The organism is Roseiconus lacunae (assembly GCF_008312935.1).
Lineage (GTDB): Bacteria > Planctomycetota > Planctomycetia > Pirellulales > Pirellulaceae > Stieleria > Stieleria lacunae.
On sequence record NZ_VSZO01000015.1, the window covers coordinates 1 to 20,575 of the forward strand.

Below are 20,575 nucleotides of genomic sequence, written 5' to 3' on the forward strand. Positions count from 1 at the left end.
CTGGGAGAGTCGGGCCTTCAGGCCCGGAGAGGGCACCCTCCCCGGCCGTTTGCTCGTCCGACCCTCCCGCAAGCGGGAAGGTGTTATCCAGATGATTAAACCCAAAGACTCGTGTTTGCCTGCTTAGACGGCGCGCAATCACGTGCGGCTCATCAAGTCAGTTTGTCGCTTCAGCTGAGTCGACGGCGGTTAGACTTGGGAAGAACATTTCCGGTGCGAGACGTGCCACTGCTCCGTGGCGACGAGTCGCGCGTATGACGGGCGACGACTACGAAGTGAAACCGCGTGTCGAGGGGCTGCTGCGGGAAAAGCCGCAGCAATCACGTTCCCGATCAGTGTAGTGAGATCGCTTCTTGGAGAGGACGCAGTACGTTGCCGACGAGGTATTCATCGATCAGGTCGCGTCCGAGTGCGGACAGTCGAGTGAACTCGGCGTCAAACGCTTCGTTTGGGCCGAGGCTATCGAAACGGCGGACCGTCAGGTAAACGCTCAATTGGTCCTCGCCGAATTCCCCCGTGCGAACTTGATAGGCGGTCGTCCGAGATTCGAAACTAACGCGGCATTGCGTTCGGCAATCTTCGTCCAGTGAGAACTGAATCGAGGGCTCGTTAGAGAGAACTTTGCCGTAGGGTTGGTGGATCAACTTTTCGAGCGCCGGTGCGACACCGAGTACCTGGGTCAGTATCTCGTTGTGGTTTCCACGATAGCCAAAATCGAATCCGAACATCACACTGAGCGATTCGCAATCTAGCGGCGTGATCGACAATTCGTAGGGCACTAACTCCAGGACCGTGCGGTGCAGTTCCAACGCAGTTTCCAATGAGTCGGGATTCACCGTACCGCTGTTGAGTCGTCGCGGTTCGGTCGAAACCCATTGGTAAGCGCCTTGCTCTTTTTCTTCTTCGAGAACGAACTCAGATTTTTCCCGTGAGTAGAAATTGACCATTTTGGGAAAACGGCGGCGGACTTGTTCATAAAAGTGCAACACCGACTCCCGGTTCTGGGGGAGATCCAGTTCGGTTGCCAGGTTCATGTTGATATAAAAGTCATCGCTGTACATGCCGTAATCACTCATAAGCAAGCGTTATCCTTGGTCCATTCCGATGGCGGCAGGGGAAAGTAGAACAGTTCGTTAAAAGGCCCGAGCGATCGACGCTACTTGGCCGTGACCACAACATCATCGAATGCGTTCAAGTCGTCAAACGACCCGATCCCGATTCGACCGTGAGTGAACGTTTTGTCGCTAACTTGGAGGTGTGGTGTCTCCATATCGTCGAAGTAGACGCTGATTTCACCCGTGTCGACGTCGCGAACCAGTTTGACTCGGTGCCACTGGTCTCCCCAGGGGGTGCGTTTCTCGTTCTTGGTTAGCGGTGTTCGGGGAGCTTCGTTGACGATCATGATCTGGCCGCTCGCCGGGTCCGGGCGGGCGCCCAGGTGCACGTAGTAAAAGTGCTGGTCATCTTTGTAATTGAAAAAAACGCAGCAATCGCGGTGGTTTCCGGTGTCTTTGGTGCTCTTGACGCGAAAAGTGATCTCGAAACTGCCCAGTTCAAGGTTCTTGATCAGAGCAACGTGCAGGGGGCTGCGGACGGGCGGTTTGTATTCGCTTTTCCGATCGGTGATCTCGATCGCCTGAGATCCGTGATCCGAATTGTGGGACCACGTTTTCGGATCCAGGAACTCCCAGCGTTCCGTTCCCGCCTCGAAATCGTCCGAAAATAGCGTTTTGGGCGATTCGGCCCGCGCCATCGGGGACAAAACGCAGACCGAAATAGTTGCAACGAAAGCGATCATCGCCGAGGCGGTTGGGGAGCGGAAAAACGCCATAGGATGTTAATCAAGAGAGAATGGGGAGGATCGGGGTTCACGCGTACTGCGTCAGTTCAACTCGTCAGCGGCTGACCGCGGGGCATATCGTAGGGTGGCCCCCCAATATGTCCCTGCAGTACCGACCCGCAGTGTCAAATTGCAGCGTCAATCCGCAGTATAGACCAGCCAAGCCGGCGCAGCCATGCACCGCGCTCAGAGGTCACAATCGCGGGCGTCGTCTAGGCTGATTCGCATTTTTCGTATACTGTCGCGTGACTAATCAGCACATTTCATGGATCGGTCAATGAGTAGGCTTGCGACGGACACTCAGGAACTTCTTGCACGATTCGGGTTGCAGCAATTCCGGAAGGGGCAATCCGAAGTCATCGAGGCGGTTGGCGACGGACACGACGTGATGTGTGTCATGCCAACCGGCGGCGGGAAAAGTCTGTGTTACCAATTGCCATCGCTGGCTCGCGAAGGGGTGACACTGGTCGTTTCCCCATTGATTGCCCTGATGAAGGATCAGGTCGACACGCTGCGACGTCTTGGGATTGCCGCAGAACTGATCAATTCAACGTTAGATGTTCGGCAGCAAGCTGATGTGATGGACGCGATGAAGCGTGGCGAGTTGAAACTCGTATACATCGCCCCGGAACGGCTTCGCAACGGTCAGTTTGTCGAGACCCTCGGGCATTGCAATGTCACACTTTTGGCGATCGACGAAGCTCACTGCGTCAGCGAATGGGGTCATGACTTTCGTCCCGACTATGCTCGTTTGGGCCAGATGCGAAAGCGTCATTTGGGTGGCGTTCAAACGATTGCGTTGACGGCGACGGCTACCGAAGCGGTCCGCGAAGACATTTGCGCGATCTTGGAACTTTCTGATCCCAAGGTCTTTGTCAAAGGCTTTGCCCGCACGAATTTATTTTTAGAAGTCGAGCACAGCAAAGGGGACAGTGAAAAGGATGAGCAACTGCTGAGCTTCGTCTCTTCGCAATCCGGCACCGGGATCATCTATGCGGCCACCCGGCGGGCTTGTGAAACGGTGGGGCAGTGGTTGCCGGAACGGTTGCGTCGCCCGGTCGGCGTTTATCACGGTGGGATGGACCCAGAACATCGTCGCATCGTGCAAGAAAAATTCATGTCCGGAGATCTTGCCGCGATCGTGGCGACCAACGCATTTGGAATGGGCATTGATAAGTCCGACATTCGATATGTCGTTCACTACAATATGCCTGGGACGCTCGAAGCTTACTATCAAGAGGCCGGTCGGGCGGGACGCGACGGGTTAGAAAGCGCTTGCAAATTGTTGTTTTCCTACAGCGATCGTTATACCCAAGAATACTTCATCGAAAATCGTTATCCGTCCAAAGACGTCGTGCGGAAAGTCTACGAGTACCTGCACGCTCGTCCCGAAGATCCGATCGAGTTGACGTTGGAGCAGGTTCGCGATGCGGTCAACGCGGAAAGTGCTGAGTCGGTGGGGATGTCCGAAACGTTGCTTGCCAAGGCGGGCATCTTGCGACGGCTCGATAGCAGCCAAAACCAACTGATGGTGCGGCTCGATAGCGATACGCCAACGTTTTTAGATTTTCTACCTCGCGAAGCAAAGTTGCGTCGCCGAGTGATGAAAGCGATCGAACACTTCGTCAAGAAACAGCGGTTCGAAGATGTCTTCATTCGGCCGGATCGATTGATGCGACAAGCCGATGTCAATCGCGACCAACTGATGCGTACGCTTCGCGAGCTGAAGCGACTGAACGGTTTTGATTATGTTCCGCCGTTTCGAGGCCGAGCCGTTCACTTCGTCAAACGCGATGTGCCATTCGAAATGGTCGAGATCGATTTCGAAGAACTCGCTCGCCGCAAGGCGGCCGAATACGCCAAGCTGGATGCGGTGATCGGATTCGCGCGAAGCGGTGGCTGCCGACAAAAAGTGATCTTGGACTACTTCGGTGACCCCGATAGCAAGAACTGTGGTAAATGTGATCGTTGTTGCGTTGGGAACCCAAATTCGAGTGGTGTCGCGGCGAGCAACGTTAGCGACACCGACGCCAAAGCGATTCTTTGCGGGGTACGTGTCGTGCTGAGCGGTTTTACGCGCATGCACGGGCGATTCGGAAAGACGATGGTCGCGCAGATGTTGTGCGGGTCACAGAACAAAAAAATGGCACAGTGGAAGCTTAACCGGCTAAGCACGTACGGGATGTTGTCCGCGCTCAAACAGAGTCAGCTGTGCAAGATCATAGACGTGATGATCGATCATGGGATGGCGATTCAGCGTGAAGTCGACCAGCGTCGTCCGACCGTGGAAATCAGTGACTTGGGACGCGAAGTCATGCACTTACGCGCGCCGCTGCCGGTAGCGTTTATCGCATCGCTGAATAAAGGTTTGGCGAAGTCTCTAATCGCCGCGTCCCGTCACATCGAATCCGCCGACGTCAACGAGCCTGGCGAGTATGCCGCATCGCCATCGATCGAATCCGCCGATGAAACGGAGGCGGCAGACGCTGTCACGGAAATCGAAGATAAAAACGAGGAAACGGTCGGAACGGAGGCCAAGCGTGTTGAGCCGGAATCCCCGGTGAGTATCACGCTGGATGATTTGACGAGTCCGGAAAAGAAAACGACGCAAGCAGTCGCTGACGCGATCAAGCGATGGCGGAGGCGGACCGCCGCAGCGCTCGGTTTGCCGGCCTTTCGCGTGCTCAGCAACGCGACGATTCAGCGGTTATCCGAAATTCGTCCTTCCAACAGCAGCGAGTTGGAAACTATTTCAGGTATCGGACCGTCAACGATGGAACAGCACGGCTACGACATTTTGGAAGTCATCCGCACCAGCGAAAGCACGGAGGAATGCGTCGATGAATTCGATCCGCCATCAGAGGGTGGGCATGGGGACGCAGTGCCATCTGACGGCGAATCGGACGAATCGTTCCAAATTCGATCCGACAGTACCGATGCAGCAGTCGCTACCGACGAACAGGAGGCGTATTGGACCTGGCGGCTTTTCTCAGAGGGCTTTGTTTTTGATGAGGTTTGCCAAATTCGGCGACTCGATCGAGGACAGGTCCGGGCACACCTTCGCAACGCCGAAGGGGCGGGGCGTCACGTACCGCCAAATTGGCTGGGGTGAACCGGATTCGGTTTTTCTGCGAAATTGCTACAATCCTTACACCCAAGGCTGAATCACGACGGAATGTGCCCCCAGGGGCAGCCGACCGGGTCCCAAGACCGACCCATGCTTTGACACATCGATAGACTGAAATGACTATCGGAACGATTTGTGTCCAATTTCGGCATCAGGTTTGCCTTAGGTGGCCAAGTCGACGCAGACTGCCACGAATCCCGGTTGGAAGTCTGTCTCGTCGCTAATTCGATCTCAGCAGTTACCCAGAACCAGCGTTCTCTAACGAGCACGCCGCACTTAAATCAAATCACTTATGGAAAATCGTCGCGAAGAACCGGAAGCAAAAAGCGATCCACCACGTCGTAACAACGGTTTGTTGATTGCACTGGTGGTCTTAGCGGCTTTCGCGATCCTGTTTTGGCGGACTGAAGACAACGGTTCTCGCATCAAGTACAGCTTTTTCAAGAAAGAGCTGCTTGAGAACGACAACGTCGAGTCGGTCAGTATCGGTGCGGGCCGAGTTTACGGAACATTCAAGGTCGGACCGCCGGCACCGAAAGTCATTCAAGACGGCCGCGAGGTCATCGAGAAAGATGAGGACGGTAACCCGAAGACACTCGACAAAAAATTCTACTTCAATCTGTCGCTCGATTCGCAATCGGCCGCTCGGCTGGAAGAGGATCTCGATCGGGCGAAGGTGCCGTTTGAGTATCGCGATCGCGATAACTCGCGGGAGATGTTCCAACTGCTGATCTTCGTTGGGCTACCCATTTTGTTGCTGCTGTTCGTCTTCATGATGATTCGTCGGACGCGAAACGACATCATGGGCGGTGGCTTCCTCTCGGGCTTCGGGAAAAGCCCTGCCAAACGCTTCGAGGCCAATGAGCGGACGGTGACGTTCAGCGATGTCGCGGGTCTGGAGGGCGTCAAAGCAGACTTGCAAGAGATCGTTGATTACCTCAAGACACCGGACAAATTTCAAAAACTTGGCGGACGCGTTCCCAAAGGCGTCTTGCTGAACGGGCCTCCGGGAACCGGGAAGACATTGCTCGCGCGTGCGGTGGCCGGCGAAGCCGAGGTGCCGTTCTATTCGGTTAACGGCAGTGAGTTCATTCAGATGTTCGTTGGCGTCGGTGCCAGTCGCGTCCGAGACCTGTTTCAAACCGCCAAACAAAATAGCCCCGGGATTATCTTCATCGACGAGATCGATGCGGTGGGCCGCCAACGCGGCGCCGGACTTGGCGGAGGACATGACGAGCGTGAGCAGACGCTGAACCAAATCCTTGGCGAAATGGATGGGTTCACGCCCAGCCAAGCGGTGATCGTGATCGCCGCCACCAACCGTCCTGATGTTTTGGATCCCGCGTTGCTCCGCCCTGGACGCTTCGACCGTCACATCACCGTGAATCGTCCGACGATGAAAGGGCGTGAAGAGATCTTTAAAGTCCACGTTCGCGACGTTCCGCTTGCCGACGATGTCCGGTTGGATCGTCTGGCCGCGGGCACGATTGGCTTGACCGGAGCGGATATCCAAAACATGGTCAACGAGGCCGCACTGTGGGCGGCCCGCAACGATAAGAAAGAAGTCGACATGGACGACTTCGATTACGCTCGCGACAAAATTTTGATGGGCGCCAAACGCGAGGAAGTCCTGCGTGGAATCGAGAAAGTGAAAACTGCGTACCACGAAGCCGGACACACATTGACCGCCTGGCATCTTGACGGGGCACACACGGTTCATAAGGTCACGATCGTTCCCCGAGGCCGCGCCCTCGGCGTGACGCAGTACGTTCCCAACGAAGATCGCTTGAACGTCAGTAAGAAGGAACTGGAGCATCAACTGATCGTCTTGCTCGGTGGGCGTGCGGCAGAAAAGATTATCTATGACGAACCCACCGTCGGCGCCGAGAACGACATCGAACGCGCCACTGGGATTGCCCGGCGGATGGTCACCACTTGGGGCATGAGTCCTAAGCTGGGGCCGGTTTGTTACAAAACCAGCGATGAAGATCCGTTCTTGGGACGCGAGATGCATCAGCAACGTCAGTTCAGCGAGCATACTCAGGAACTGATCGATGAAGAGGTCTCACGTATCTTGCTCGAAGCGGATCAACGAGCCGAACAGTTGCTGCGTGAACATCGTTCTGACCTTGATAAGCTTGTCGCCGAATTGGTCGAGCAAGAGGAGCTTGATGAAGAGCAAATCACGGCACTGATTGGCGATTCGATCCAAAAGAAGATGAAAGAGAAAGGCGAAGAGCCTGAGGGTATCGTGTCGTCACCTGAGGTTAACGACGCGGGGATTTCCAATCCTGTGATAAATTGCGACGAATGAAGGATGCGAAGAAAGTAGCGTCGGAAGTCGCTTCTGCCGCAAAGAAAGCCCGCAAGTTAGGCTTTGGGCAATCGTCTCATGTTTTGGTCGTATGCATGGACCGAAAGACCGGCAAGTGCTGCCGGGGCGATGCGATGGCTGACGCATGGAAGCATCTAAAGACGCGTTGCCGAGAACTTCGGAAAAGCGGACGTGAGCCTGTGATTCGCGTGAAAGCAGAGTGCCTGGATATCTGCAAGGCGGGCCCGATTATCGGCGTATTGCCGGATGATATTTGGTACGGCCACTGCACCCCGGCGGTGATCGATCGAATCATTGACGAACATCTCAGCGCAGGGAATGTCGTTGAAGAATACGTGATCGCTTCCAAACCATCAGCCGCAGAGCGCTAGCTCGCGGTTGTTACGGTCACCGGCGGCGACGCGGTACTCAGACCGACCGCTCTCAGTCGAGAAACTTCTTTAAATCGAGCGTCGAACGTCCGATCGACTGATAGAAATACTTGAGCCCTTCTTTGTTAAACGACACGGCGTTTCCGTCGGGGAAGAACGCGACGACGACTTCGGCGGGATCGAGATTGTCGAGGCTATCGAATGCTTCCTGCGATCCGTGCAGCACACGGTCTTGGTCGAGTTGACGATTGATTTGTGAGGCGACTTCTCTGATATCCGTGTTGGTAAAATCGTCGGTCAGTGTCCCCGGGGCACGTCCGGTGCGGGCGTTGGCCGTGTTGTCGACCGCAAGTGCTAGGTTACGCCCTTTCGCGTTCGGATCAATCACTCCCATCAAATCGTAGTCGCCGACAAGCGGTTTTTGAGACACCGGATCAATCACTTGGTTCGGCCGCACGGGCCAATCGGCCGAGGACAGATCGATCGTGTTCCCGTTCAAGTCGGTGGCGGTAACTCGATCAGAATCGACCACATAGTACTTTTTGTCACTTCCCGATCGCACCGTCGCCTTTGCTTTTGCGATTTCGTCGGCACCTTTGCAGGTCACAATCCCGGTATCGGGACTGGTCTTCATCTTGATTTCCTTGGGCTTCGCCGGGAAACCTTTTTGAATCCAACGCACTGATTTTGGGTTTGTTTGCCGGACCATGATGATCCGCTGATGTGTGGGATTGGCGGCAACGCGTTTGAACACGTTGAAGTGGGACGCGGGCATTCCGGCGTCGGACGCACTGGCGGCTTTGGCCAATCCACGCATGTTGCGAAGTTTTGGTCCCATTCGCTTCGCACCCTTGGCGATCATCGCCAAGAACGCAGCGACGCCGACGACGGCAATGAAGTTCGCCAAGTGTTTCGAGGCCTTTTCCAGATCGTCGTCCGAGCGTGCTTGGCAGGTTAGGTCCACGAAGGCGACAAAATCGCCACCGACACTCCAGATCTGCCAGCCGAGAAACCCGAGGCCGAGGACCAGCAATAATGCGTCGGCGATGAAACCAATGCCAAAGTAGTGAGACCCACCCCAAACGACGAGGACGCCGATCATGATCGCCAGACTAGCCGGCGAAAGCAGGGCGGCGAATTCTTCCTGGATCTCTGCGGGCAGCTTAGGCACCGTCCGGCGTAAAACGTTTTCAAACCGATCTTCTAGCGACAACGCTTGAACGTCAGTGCTGGATGAACCAAGGACACCCGGTACCGGCGTGAACCGGCATTGATTGGTGCCAAGGTCCCGGCTGCGGACGCCGGTGCTACCGACCGGTCCGGGGTTTCTGAAATCGGTCATGCTTTACAACGGACAAGCGGACGGACGGGGTTCGTATTAAACACGTCATCGTCGGATCGATTAGATTGTTGCGAGCTTTCTTTTTCATTCATGCAAAATGGCTTCGACGTGATGTTTGCGTTTAGTTCCCCTAATGATTCGCCAATTGATCGAAAGTTCCTCGCCGCGAATCGATGGCGGCGTCTCTTAGTGATGCTCGCATTTTTTATCGGAGCGTCCAAAGCCCGAGCCGAGACGCCACCAAACGTTTTGCTCATTCTCGCAGATGACCTGGGCTACTCCGATCTCGGTTGTTACGGCGGCGAAATTCAAACTCCGAACTTGGATTCAATTGCCGACGGCGGGCTGCGATTTACACAGTTTTACAACACGGGGCGTTGTTGGCCGACGCGAGGGGCGCTGTTAAGTGGCTATTACGCGCAACAAATTCGGCGTGACTTTTTGCCTGGCGTCACCAGCGGTGGGCAGGGGACGAGGCCGGAATGGGCGAAGCTATTACCGGAAATGCTCGCTTCGGCAGGATACCGTTCCTATCACACTGGAAAATGGCACATCGACGGGAAGCCAACCGAGAGCGGTTTTGATGTTTCGTCACTGAATCAGGTCGGACGCTACTTTCGGCCGCTTCCGGGAAAAGACGGTCGACGTGGGCGACCGCTGGAATTTAAGGACGACTTTTATCTGACCAGTGCAATGGCCGACGATGCGATCGCCAATCTGAAGCAGCATCAACAGCGGCATTCAAACAAACCGTTTTTTCAATATTTGGCATTCACCGCACCACACTTTCCACTTCATGCATTATCAGAAGACATTGCGATTTACGATCAAACGTACCAGGTCGGCTGGGATGTGATCCGCCGTCGACGCTTTGAAAAAATGCGATCGATCGGCGTGATTGATTCCAAGGCCGCTAGTCATTTGTCCGCCGTCGAACCACAACTAGGGCCACCGTATCACTTTCCCGATGCGTTTGAGATCTTGGGCGAGGACGAAGTCAATCGGCCGATGCCTTGGGCTAAGTTGACGAAGACGCAGCAACTGTTCCAGGCAAAAAAGATGGCGATCCATGCGGCGATGATCCATCGTATGGATATCGAAATCGGAAGAGTCTTTGATCAGATTCGATCGATGAATGCATGGGAGAACACGCTGGTGATGTTTCTGTCCGACAACGGCGCGAGTGCGGAGATCATGGTTCGTGGTGATGGGCATGACCCGCAAGCAAAACCGGGGTCGGGGCAAACTTATCTTTGTTTGGGGCCGGGATGGTCGACGACATGCAATACACCGTTTCGCCGTCACAAAACCTGGACTCACGAAGGTGGGATCGCGACTCCGTTCCTCGTGTCGTGGCCGCGAGGCGTCGGATCTCCAGGATCAATTAGGCGTAGCGTTCAGCACGTGATCGACGTCGTCCCAACGGTCGTCGAACTCGCCGGTGCGTCTCGATCAGATCAATCGCCCCAGCCGCCTGGTGTTAGCTTTGCCAAGCAGTTGCCCGAACCTGTCGATACCGAACCACGAACACTTTGGTGGTATCACGATGCACACCGCGCGATTCGTCAGGGCGATTGGAAAGCCGTTTCGCCAAAAGACGAGCCCTGGGAGTTGTACCACTTGGCTTCCGACCGAATCGAAAATGTCGACTTGGCGATTCCAGAGGGTCAAAAATTGCGTGAGCTGACATCACAGTGGGAGAAGATGAAGCAGGCCATGACCGAACTTGCTTCGAAGGACCTGACACCCGAACAGCTCAAGAGATCTGCTGGTGCGCAACACACCAGTGAGAAAATGTTGCAAGCCCAACGAGCGGCTCAGCCAAAACGCTCCCAGCACTTGCTCGGTGGGCAGGCTTTCCGAGTTGCCGATCGCCATGCATTTCTGATTGCTCCCGATGGGACGGACGCCGGGCAGGCTGACAAGCCGTGGATTTTTTATGCACCGGCACTCAGCCGTTATCCCGATCAGAATGAGTCGTGGATGTTCAAACGATTCCTGGAGGCTGGTGTCGCAATCGCAGGCATCGACGTCGGCGAAGGATACGGCAGCCCACACAGTCAGTCTAAGTTCGATGCGTTGTATGACGAGATGGTCCGCCGAGGTTACAGTTCAAAGCCGGCTTTACTTGGCCGCTCCCGTGGCGGACTCTGGGTAAGCCGATTCGCGATCGAACGTCCAGAACGTGTCGCCGCAATCGGTGGAATCTATCCGGTGTTTGATTACACCACCTATCCCGGAATCGAACGTGCCGCGTCCGTCTACGGTGTCTCGGCGTCGCAGCTGGAGCAAAACCAAGAGAGTCTGAATCCGATCAAAAGAGCGGCGGAAATTGCCGAGTCGATGATCCCTGTATACCTGATTCATGGCACCGAAGATCAAGTGGTGCCGATCGAGGAGAATTCAAACGCTCTTGAAACCGCCTATCAAAAGGCAAGGCAGGGCGAGTTGATCACCGTCAAACGCATCCACGACCAAGGCCACAATCTATACCAAGGCTTTTTCCGAGACGAAGGTTTGACCAACTTCCTGATCAATGCGGCGAAGGGTCAGGCCAACGCCGCGGCGGGCCAATCTTCGATACCGGTCCGATGATCCCAGGCCGTTGACCGATCGTCAGCCGCAGCCTTGTGTAAGCACGCTTCGGGCGAGCGTTAAAGACTTGCCCGAAGGCCAGTTCACGGCTCTTGTGCTTCAGCCGACAATCGGGTTCGAGACGACTACTGCAAGCTGATGCAAGCAGCTTCCTCGGTGCTGCGGACGAAGATACGTCCGTCACTATAAGCCGGCGTTGACCAGCATTTGCCATCGAGGACGTCTTTCCTCGCCAATTCTTGGTAGCCATCCGTCGTCGCATTGACGATCGCGACTTCACCGGCGTCAGACAGGACAACTAGTTTTTCGCCAACGAGGATACAGTTGCCTGGCCCGAAGCCCGATTCGCTCCAAACGATCTCGCCGGTTTTAAGATCAACACACTTCAGCGGCGCCCGCCCGTACTTCTTGAATTCGAAAATCCCATACAGATGTCCGTTATGAACGACGGGCGTGCTCCAGTGGTTCATCAGTTTGTTTTCTTGGACCCAGATGTCTTCGACGGTGCTGTTGTTGACGACTTTGAAGTACCCGGCGCCGACCGAATATCCGGCTGAACAATAGACGTTGCTTCCGTTGACCACCGGTGAGGCCGCGGTCGAAACGCTAAAGCGGAAAATCGTTCGCCAAAGTTCCTCACCCGTTTCGGCATCCAACGAAACCAACCCGGATTGAACAAAGTTGATCAGTTGTTTCTTACCTTCGATTGTTGCCAGGACAGGCGTCGCGTGGGTGATGGTTTCGCTACCGGTTTTCCAGATCAATTCACCGTTGGTTTTGTCGAAGGCAAGGAACGATTGTCCTTCGCCGCCGCCGCTGACGAACACACGATTTCCGTCGACGATTGGACTGGTCGCATTGAGCCACTTGATGTTTTTTCCGGCATACTCGGCGACGATGTCATGTTTCCACTGAAGATCGCCCGACTGGGCGTCCAGGCAGTGAAGCACCAGGTGTGAGTCATAAACATAGACTTTGCCGTCGCTTATTGTTGGCGTCGAACGCGGGCCGTCACCGCCTCGGTTGCCGGGGGCTCCGGCGTCGCCGCCTCCGTGCCCGTAGTCGTTCGTGCCCATCCGGTATTCCCATTGTTCGTTACCGTTTTTGGCGTCGAGCGATACGACTGTTTCAGAGTTGTCTTTGACAACGATCGTGAACGCACTTCCATCAGCGACGGCGAACGAGCTGAAACCGAGTGGGGTCTTCGCTGACCATTCGACATTCAGCTCTACACCGCTCGGTGTGGCCAGCGATTCGGCAATTTTTCCATCGCCGTTGGGACCGCGGTACTGCGGCCAATCCGCCAGACCAGTTCCGGTCAAACAGCTAGCGACAATCGCGGCGTAGGCAAATCTTGAAAGTCTCATCGTATTTGATTCTTGCGGTTCGGGGTTGAAATCAGGCGGGGCCAGATGGCTTCAGGTTGGCGGGGATCGGCAATCCGCTAGCGTTATTGCGAGAACGGTCATTGGAAACGTTGATCCGATAGCCGATCGATGTCGTCCATAGGATAGCCGGAAACAAAAAAGAAGGCCTCACATCTCTGCGAGGCCTTCGGTGATTTCGTTCAAACTTCGGCGTGGGCTCAGCTCATAGGAGCGGCCGACTCGTTCATCGCGTCTTCTTCAATCAGTTCCATCGGCAGCGGTTTAACTTCTAGACCAGCCGCGTTGGTGATGCCGTCGATCGCTTCTTGAGCTTGAGTGACGGTGTTTTCGCGCGTTTGGCCTTTGTACTGCGACGGCGACGCGGCGGGTGAGATCGGACCTTCGAACCCGGCCGCTGCAAGCTGCTTGACGACGTTGACGTGGTTCAGCGAGCCTTCTTGGGTCGGAAGGACACAATCTTTGCGGGTCGCCTTTGCTGGATCGGCGTCATCGGCCAGTGATCCGATGCGAACGGCGACGATCTTGTCACCGGGTAATTCGCTTAGTTGATCAAGCGCGCCGCCTCCGACGACCCAGTCCCAGGTGTCGACAATGAAGCCGACCGAATCACTGGCGACGGCGTTAACAAACGCGATCAAACCTTCGACGTTGCGAATGAAGTCGAATTGTTTGGGTTCGGCTTGATCGGTGGTTGCGTCAAAGCCAACACCCAATTTGATGTTACGTGATGCGAGCACGTCGGCGATTTGAGCGATTCGGCCGCGTTGCAGCTCGAAGTACTCGTGGTAAGGCATGCGGTCGGTCGAAGCCGGCAGATTGACGTAAGCACGTGTCACACCAAGGCTTTCGGCCAATTCGGACAGCGGGTGTAGCGTTCCGAGCTGGCTGGTGAACGCGGCGTCTTCGGCGTCGAGGTCAACTTCCAAAGGAAAACCGCCGATTTGTTCCAATCGCCCGGTGCCTTCGCCAAGCGCGGCGCGGACAAATTTGGTCGCGTCTTCGGCGGTCGAGCGTTGGGCGCGTCGCAGCATTTCGTACATGTCCACGTCCATCGACACGAAACCGTACGTCAGAGCCAATTCGATAAGCTCACTCTGGCGACCGTTGATGCCGAGTGCTTTGGGCGAAAAATTCTTTAGCATTCCAAATCCTGCTTTCTGATTCGCTATCGGCTCCGCTTTCCCGATTCCATAGGTCTTATCCGGAATGCTCTGGTCCGGCGTGGTCTAACCCAGGCGGGGCGGTGTCAAAGAGCGGTAGTAGCGAATCCTGGGGGGAAGGGTGTTAGTGTGTTGTCCGCGTGAGTCGCACAGTATCGCAGAAAAAACACTTTTAGGAAAAGGGGCGTTTCGTACGGGAAATTTGGGCTTCGGTCGAAACATCTGATCCTGTTCCGGCGAACGGCTGTTCAACTAGGGGTGACCGCTGGGTACAATAAAGCATGTCCCACCCCCGCGTCGCGCCCCTTTCCTGCCTTTCCGTCGACGCAAACCTGTCCGGATGACTCCCGTACTTGCGTTTCCGAAATCTTCGGTGAACCAGTCGGCCACGACTCTGGCTTGTAACTTGTCGTTTTCTGGCCGTCCGTATGGTGGTCCGTGAAATGGCACCTACCTTTATGAAGCATATCCTCACCCCCAGCCGTCTCCATTCGATCGTGCGCAGTGTGAAACTGTGTCAGTTGATCAAAGTTTGTTTGACCGGAAGTTTACGCCGGCGCACGAACGTTGCCGCCACAATGTTTGCGTTGGTTTTTCTGATTGCCGGCCCGCAAGCAGCAAATGCACAAGACGCACCAGTTGCCGAGGAACAGGTCGATGGCATACAGGATCCGGCGAAGGCTGACCAAGCTAGTCGGGGGGCGAAGATCTATGCCGAGCAGTGTCTTTCGTGCCACGGTGAAAATGGTCGAGGCGGTACCGATGGATATTCCGATCCCCTCGTGGGGGATGCCTCGATCGGCCAGCTCGCCGAGGTCATTGCAGATACGATGCCAGAAGAGGACCCCGACCTGTGCGTCGGGGAGGATGCCAAGGCTGTCGCCGAATACATCTATGAATCGTTTTATTCCGAGGCAGCCCAGTTGCGCAATCGGCCGCCGCAAACCGCGTTTTCACGCTTAACGGCTCGGCAACTGCAACAAAGTCTCGCCGATCTCTACACGCACTTTTATTCCAGCCCTTGGGTGGAGAATAAGCGTGGGCTGAGTGCCAGCTATTTCGACAGCAATCGCTGGGACAACAAAAAACTGAAGGTCGAGCGGATCGATCCGGTGATCGATTTCGATTTCGGTCGCGATGCGCCGGTTGAGGGTGTTGATCCCAAAGAGTTCTACATCCACTGGTCGGGGTCGCTGAACATCGTGCACAGCGGGCGATATGAAATCATCGTTCATTCGACCTGCTCGATGAAGCTGCGACTGGGGCACCAGGACGAAGTGTTGATCAATAACCACGTCCAGTCGGAAGGCAAGACCGAATTCCGCAAGACATTAAATCTGCTCGGTGGGCGACAGTATCCAATCTATATCGACTTCACGCAGCGGAAACGTAAAACAGAACAGCCGCCAGCGGAGTTCTCGCTACGCTGGGTGCCACCCGGCGGCGCCGAGCAGGTCATTCCAAACGACAATTTGATCCCCGGCGGTTTCCCCAGTAGCTTTGCATTGCAAACCAAATTGCCCCCGGACGACCGCAGCTATGGGTATGATCGCGGGACTCGTGTCGATCGCGGCTGGGATGACGCGGTGACGAAGGCCGCATTTGAGTTCGGCACCGTCGCGGGTAAACGTTTGTGGCCTCAGTACCGGCGGAAGCATCGCGGCGAAAGCGACGAAAATCGAGACCGCTTGCGCGGTTTCTTGACCGAGCTTGCGACAGTCGCGTTTCGTGGTGAGTTGGACGAGTCCGCTAGGCAGCTTTACGTCGATGATCAATTGGAAGCCGCCGAAGACGACCAAATTGCGATCTTGCGGTCATGTTTGCTGATCATCAAGTCGCCGCGATTTCTTTATCCCGATACCAACACCGACCGATCGCCGGATCGACGAGTCGCCGCGACGCTATCGTTGATTCTGCATGATTCGTTGCCCTCCGATCAGTGGCTTCTCACACACATCGAGAAAGGCAATTTCAAGCTCGATCAGCCAAACGCGGAAAATCGCGTGCGGCAAATCGCACAGCGGTTGGCAAATGACCCGCGTTTGGGTGGGAAAGCGATGGCGATGTTCTTCGATTGGTTGGATATCGATCCGACCGCCGAGGTGACGAAGGACCAAGATTTGTATGCTGGATTTGATCGCAAGCTTACGATGCAACTTCGGCAATCGCTGCAGCAGCAACTGCAAGACATTTTTTGGTCCGAAGAGAGTGACTATCGCCAACTGTTTCTGCGTAACTGGAATTACACCAACGCTGACCTCGCTGCTTTCTACGGTCAGGCGTTTGAACCGAAGGAACCGCCGGGGGCGGGCGAAATGGTTCCCAGTATGCCCAACGACGAGCAAACGTTCGGCGTATTGACCCATCCGATGATCACCAGCCACCTCAGTTACTTCGAGACCACGTCACCAATTCACCGCGGAGTGTTCCTGATTCGCCGAGTCCTCGGCCGAACCTTACGACCTCCAAACGAAGCATTCACACCTCTTGATCCAGACCTTCATCCTGATCTGACCACTCGCCAACGCATTGAATTGCAGACCGGCGAGCAGTCGTGTCAGGTGTGCCACCAAAAAATTAACTCGCTCGGATTTGCGCTCGAAAATTTCGACGCCGTCGGTCGCTTTCGATCGATCGAGAAGGGAAGTCCGATCGATGCGAGCGGTAGCTATGTCACTCGACTTGACGAATACGTTGAGTTCCAATCGGCTGGCGACCTCGCTCGTTTCCTTGCGAACAACGAAGACGCCCAGCGGGCGTTTGTTGAACGCGCATTTGAGTACTTTGTCAAACAACCGGTGGCCGCATTCGGTCCCGATACGATTGACAAGCTGACACGGGGGTTTCAGGAGTCCCAACTCAATATGCGTGCACTGATAGTCGAAATCGCGGTCCTGGTCGCGATGAAAGAATCCACTGAGGAGATGACCCATGAAGCGACGTGACTTTATTTCCAGTTTGGGTGTAAGTGCGGCCGCAGCTAATTTTTTGGTTGGTCTGCCTAGCCTAGGGTTTGCATCACCGACGTCTCCTCGTCGAAAACGATTGGTGTTCGTGTTTAGCCCGAACGGCGTTATTCCCAAACACTTTTGGCCCGATAAGACAGGCAAAGACTACGACCTAAAGCGGATCCTTGCCCCGCTCGCCGACTTTCAAGATCAAATGCTGACGATGAAAGGCATTTGCAATCGAATCAAAGGCGACGGCGACGGGCACATGCGTGGAATCGGATGCTTGTTGACGGGGATCGAGCTTTTTCCGGGGGACATCCAGGGCGGTAGTGATACGCCTGCGGGTTGGTCGATGGGGATCTCCGTTGACCAGCACATCAAGAATCGGCTGCAAGCCGACGCGGCGACTCGAACCCGATTCGGTTCGCTGGAATTTGGTGTCATGGTTCCCGATCGAGCCGACACCTGGACGCGGATGTCGTATGCCGGCGCCAACCAGCCGGTCGCACCGATCAGCGACCCCTACCAAATGTTCGACAAGTTGTACGGGCAAACGAAAAATCGCCAAATGTTGGCAAGCGTGCTCGATGACTTGGCCGGTGACTTCAAAAAGGTCGGCAAGTCGCTTAGTTCGGAAGATCGCCAATTGCTGAACCTGCACTTGGAACTTGTTCGCGATGTTGAAAAGGATCTGAAGACCGAATTCGCGGCGGCGACAAAGAACGACTCCGACTCCCACGCGGTGCCAAAGTTGCCTCCGAACGTGGAAGAGCAAAACAACAACATGCCGGAAATTACGAAGATGCAGACCGAGCTATTGGTCAATAGCTTCGTCGCCGACTTCGCACGTGTGGCATCGTTCCAGATCACCAACAGCGTCGGGCAGCCGCGGATGAAATGGTTGGGCATCGACGAGGGCCACCACGGTCTTTCGCATGAGCCCGACAGTAACGAAGAGGCTTACGAGAAGCTCATTCAGATCAATACCTGGTACGCCGAACAAATCGCCCATATGGCTCGCCGGATGAAAGAAACGCCCGATCCGTCGGGGCATGGCTCGCTGCTGGATAACACGACGATTATCTGGACGAACGAACTCGGCAAGGGCAATTCGCACACCCGCGATAACATCCCGTTTGTGATGGTCGGCGGTGGTTTGGATTTCCGCTTTGGCGAGGCCTACGATTTCGGCAAGGTGCCGCACAACCGATTGCTGTTGAGCATCTTGGAAGGCATGGGAATGCCCGAAAAGACATTCGGTAACCCAGACTTCTGCGGCGACGGAGCTCTCACGGGGCTGATCTGATTTCGAGAAAGACGCGTGGTATCCGGCTGCACACCGTTTGCAGACGGATGACACGGCAGGCAGACCTGATTCTATTTGGCAACGATTTGCTGCAGGATCAGTACGTCAAGCGGCCGTCCAAATTTGAAGCCCACCTCTTTCATCGTACCGCAGTGCTCGAAACCGAGCGATTTGCAAACGTGAAGCGACGCGGGGTTTTCCGAGACGATCAGTGCTAACAGGACGTGGAACTCTAGATCACGTCCGACGTCGAGTAGGTGCCGCATCAACCCGCGTCCCAGGCCTCGACCGCGAAAGTCTGCGGAGACATAAAACGAAGTCTCTGCGGTACGATCATAAGCCTTGCGGTCTGACCACTGGGTCAACGCGGCCCAGCCGGCGACTTGGCCGTCGACTTCGGCGACGAATACCGGAAAGCGATCGCCGTGTGCGTCGATCCATTGTCGCCGCTCATCGACAGACTTCGGTTCGGTGTCAAACGTCGCCGTTGAGTGTAGCACCGATTGGTTGTAGATCTCTGCGATCGCGGCTGCGTCGTCCAGCACCGCTCGACGAATTTGAAGCTCGTTCAGCACCGTTCGGGAAGTGCTCCGTTTGACTAAATGACAGAGTTCAGCTCACGATAGTTGGCCCGCCGCTAGCGGCATTAGTTCGTGGCAGCGGGACCGGGGCAAGATTCTCCAACTACGATAACAAGCCCGCAGTTTACACACAGCGGGCTTGTTTTCGGGGATGCATCAGTGATGGAGTCGTTGAACGCGGGGAGCGATCTATCGAGCGTCGTTCCACCACCAGGCGTCGCTGTCGGTCGTGGCGACGAGGTTGCTTTCCAGTTCGGCGTCGACTTTTTGGTCGTGGACAACTTGGAATGCATCGACGGAAACGCCCCCGGACGCGGTCACGATCCAACCGTTGCGGCCTTTGATAAAGCTACATTCGGGAGCGATCTTGCGAGGTGCGTCGAACGCCTGGGGCGCCAGTGACTCTTGGTCTCGCAGAACCGCAAGATCCAGTCCGGCATCGCGTTCAAGTTGCTCCTGAACGATCAGTGTCGAGATCACGGTTAGATCCATCAGGTTTTGTAGGTCACCGAAGATCGGCATTTCGGTCGCCAGTTCGGTGAAGTGCTCGGTCATTTCATCCGCCCACTTTTGAGCCAATTTGTCGCTCGCTTCGGAGGTCGTCGAGCCGTCTGCGGCGATCACGTCTTGCTCGGTCATCGTTTTAATGCCTTGACCGGTTAGCTTCCAAACGGTGCCTTGCTCGTTGCGGGTTAGGCTTTCGTAGTCACATGCCATCCACCAGCGTGGGTTGCGGTTGCTGGTATGCGAACCGTTGCGAGCCATTTGCAGATAGCTGGGCAATTCGCGAACGGGGGAATCCACCAACGCCATTGCCAGACGCTTCATTTGGTAATCAGCGGCGACCATTGTGCAGGCGTAGCGGCTGGTCGTCGGAACGCCGGTAAACTTGATGACTTGAGGACCAATCGCTTCCTTCATCGCCGACTCGAAAACCGCTGGGTTTTGCCCCGGACGCAGACGCATCCGACGTTGCAATGCCATGAATCGTTTGCGGCCTTCGGGCGTCGACTCGATGGAGCAACTGATGCTGGCTTCTCGAGCGTTTTCGACGTTGCGAAGGGCGATGACCAAGTCCTCGAGTTGGAGGATCGACGCGCCCGTTTTCGTACCGACGATGCTGCCGGTTTCTGAAACAGTCCACGGTTCGGCCGGGCCGGCGATCACGATGTCGTTGTTCTTTTCGTCGACGTACAAGTATTCGATACCGGTCAGGCCAGCCATGTAGCGAACTTCCGCAGGAAGTCGACCACCACTTTGACGCGCCTTCTCGATCGCTTTTTGCAGCCCACCGAGCGAGACGAGACGTCGGTCGGCGGCCGAGTTCAAATCGCCTTGCGGGGCGGTGACTTCTGCGCGAAGCAAGTTAACCAGTTCCTGGTTTTCTTGGACGGTTGCGGTGCGGACGATGCCTGCGGGATCAATCGAAACACCACCAACACGGTTTCCACCCCCGTTGTTGAATCCCGCCGTTGTCAGCGAAGCGACCATGACCAGTCCGCTCATCGCGACCGCGATCATCAGCCGAGCTTGGGTCAGTTTCATCGATTAAATACTCCGAGATGGAAGTCGGTTGAGG

General features: G+C 55.6%; 13 protein-coding genes. 6 read left to right on the forward strand and 7 right to left on the reverse strand.

All coding sequences use genetic code 11. The features are described 5' to 3' along the window. Nucleotides 1-332: 332 nt before the first annotated feature. Both FYC48_RS19660 and FYC48_RS19665 read right to left on the reverse strand, forming a co-directional pair. Nucleotides 333-1,076: a hypothetical protein gene (locus tag FYC48_RS19660; protein WP_149498506.1), complete on the reverse strand. Its 744-nt coding sequence runs from the start codon at nt 1,074-1,076 to the stop codon at nt 333-335. 80 nt (nt 1,077-1,156) lie between these two features. Further along, nucleotides 1,157-1,753 carry a hypothetical protein gene (locus tag FYC48_RS19665; RefSeq protein ID WP_149498659.1) on the reverse strand — a complete coding sequence of 199 codons (597 nt, stop codon included), beginning with the start codon at nt 1,751-1,753 and terminating at the stop codon, nt 1,157-1,159. 364 nt (nt 1,754-2,117) lie between these two features. Between FYC48_RS19665 and FYC48_RS19670 the strand changes: the two genes are divergently transcribed. From FYC48_RS19670 to FYC48_RS19680, 3 genes are all read left to right on the forward strand, one after another. Next, nucleotides 2,118-4,952 carry a RecQ family ATP-dependent DNA helicase gene (locus tag FYC48_RS19670; protein ID WP_235034335.1) on the forward strand — a complete coding sequence of 945 codons (2,835 nt, stop codon included), beginning with the start codon at nt 2,118-2,120 and terminating at the stop codon, nt 4,950-4,952. 307 nt (nt 4,953-5,259) lie between these two features. After that, complete coding sequence (ftsH, locus tag FYC48_RS19675; protein WP_149498508.1) at nt 5,260-7,281, forward strand: ATP-dependent zinc metalloprotease FtsH; 2,022 nt, start codon at nt 5,260-5,262, stop codon at nt 7,279-7,281. Continuing rightward, a complete protein-coding gene (locus FYC48_RS19680) occupies nt 7,278-7,673 on the forward strand; it encodes a (2Fe-2S) ferredoxin domain-containing protein (protein WP_149498509.1) in 396 nt (131 codons plus the stop codon). The genes ftsH and FYC48_RS19680 overlap by 4 nt, the downstream gene beginning before the upstream one ends. Nucleotides 7,674-7,725: 52 nt before the next feature. Here FYC48_RS19680 and FYC48_RS19685 read toward each other — a convergent pair whose 3' ends face one another. Then, the gene (locus FYC48_RS19685; protein WP_149498510.1) at nt 7,726-9,015 is read right to left on the reverse strand and encodes a hypothetical protein; all 1,290 of its coding nucleotides are present in this window, start codon (nt 9,013-9,015) and stop codon (nt 7,726-7,728) included. Between the two features lie 111 nt (nt 9,016-9,126). Here FYC48_RS19685 and FYC48_RS27895 point away from each other — a divergent pair, with 111 nt between their 5' ends. Beyond that, a complete protein-coding gene (locus FYC48_RS27895) occupies nt 9,127-11,610 on the forward strand; it encodes a sulfatase-like hydrolase/transferase (protein ID WP_160149641.1) in 2,484 nt (827 codons plus the stop codon). 125 nt (nt 11,611-11,735) lie between these two features. On the opposite strand, the gene FYC48_RS19695 is transcribed toward FYC48_RS27895, so the two are convergent. Continuing rightward, nucleotides 11,736-12,977, reverse strand: a complete 1,242-nt coding sequence (locus FYC48_RS19695) for an outer membrane protein assembly factor BamB family protein (RefSeq protein ID WP_149498511.1) — start codon at nt 12,975-12,977, stop codon at nt 11,736-11,738. A 218-nt stretch (nt 12,978-13,195) separates the two neighbouring features. Further along, on the reverse strand, nt 13,196-14,140 hold the full coding sequence (locus FYC48_RS19700; protein WP_149498512.1) for a sugar phosphate isomerase/epimerase family protein: 945 nt from the start codon (nt 14,138-14,140) through the stop codon (nt 13,196-13,198). Between the two features lie 461 nt (nt 14,141-14,601). On the opposite strand from FYC48_RS19700, the gene FYC48_RS19705 reads away from it, so the two are divergent. Both FYC48_RS19705 and FYC48_RS19710 read left to right on the forward strand, forming a co-directional pair. Next, nucleotides 14,602-17,103: a DUF1588 domain-containing protein gene (locus FYC48_RS19705; RefSeq protein WP_160149642.1), complete on the forward strand. Its 2,502-nt coding sequence runs from the start codon at nt 14,602-14,604 to the stop codon at nt 17,101-17,103. Then, nucleotides 17,090-18,415, forward strand: a complete 1,326-nt coding sequence (locus FYC48_RS19710) for a DUF1552 domain-containing protein (protein WP_149498514.1) — start codon at nt 17,090-17,092, stop codon at nt 18,413-18,415. Before FYC48_RS19705 ends, FYC48_RS19710 begins: the two co-directional genes overlap by 14 nt. A gap of 71 nt (nt 18,416-18,486) precedes the next feature. On the opposite strand, the gene FYC48_RS19715 is transcribed toward FYC48_RS19710, so the two are convergent. After that, nucleotides 18,487-18,990, reverse strand: a complete 504-nt coding sequence (locus FYC48_RS19715) for a GNAT family N-acetyltransferase (RefSeq protein ID WP_200836650.1) — start codon at nt 18,988-18,990, stop codon at nt 18,487-18,489. A gap of 195 nt (nt 18,991-19,185) precedes the next feature. After that, nucleotides 19,186-20,541 carry a DUF1598 domain-containing protein gene (locus tag FYC48_RS19720; RefSeq protein ID WP_235034336.1) on the reverse strand — a complete coding sequence of 452 codons (1,356 nt, stop codon included), beginning with the start codon at nt 20,539-20,541 and terminating at the stop codon, nt 19,186-19,188. Nucleotides 20,542-20,575: the final 34 nt, after the last annotated feature.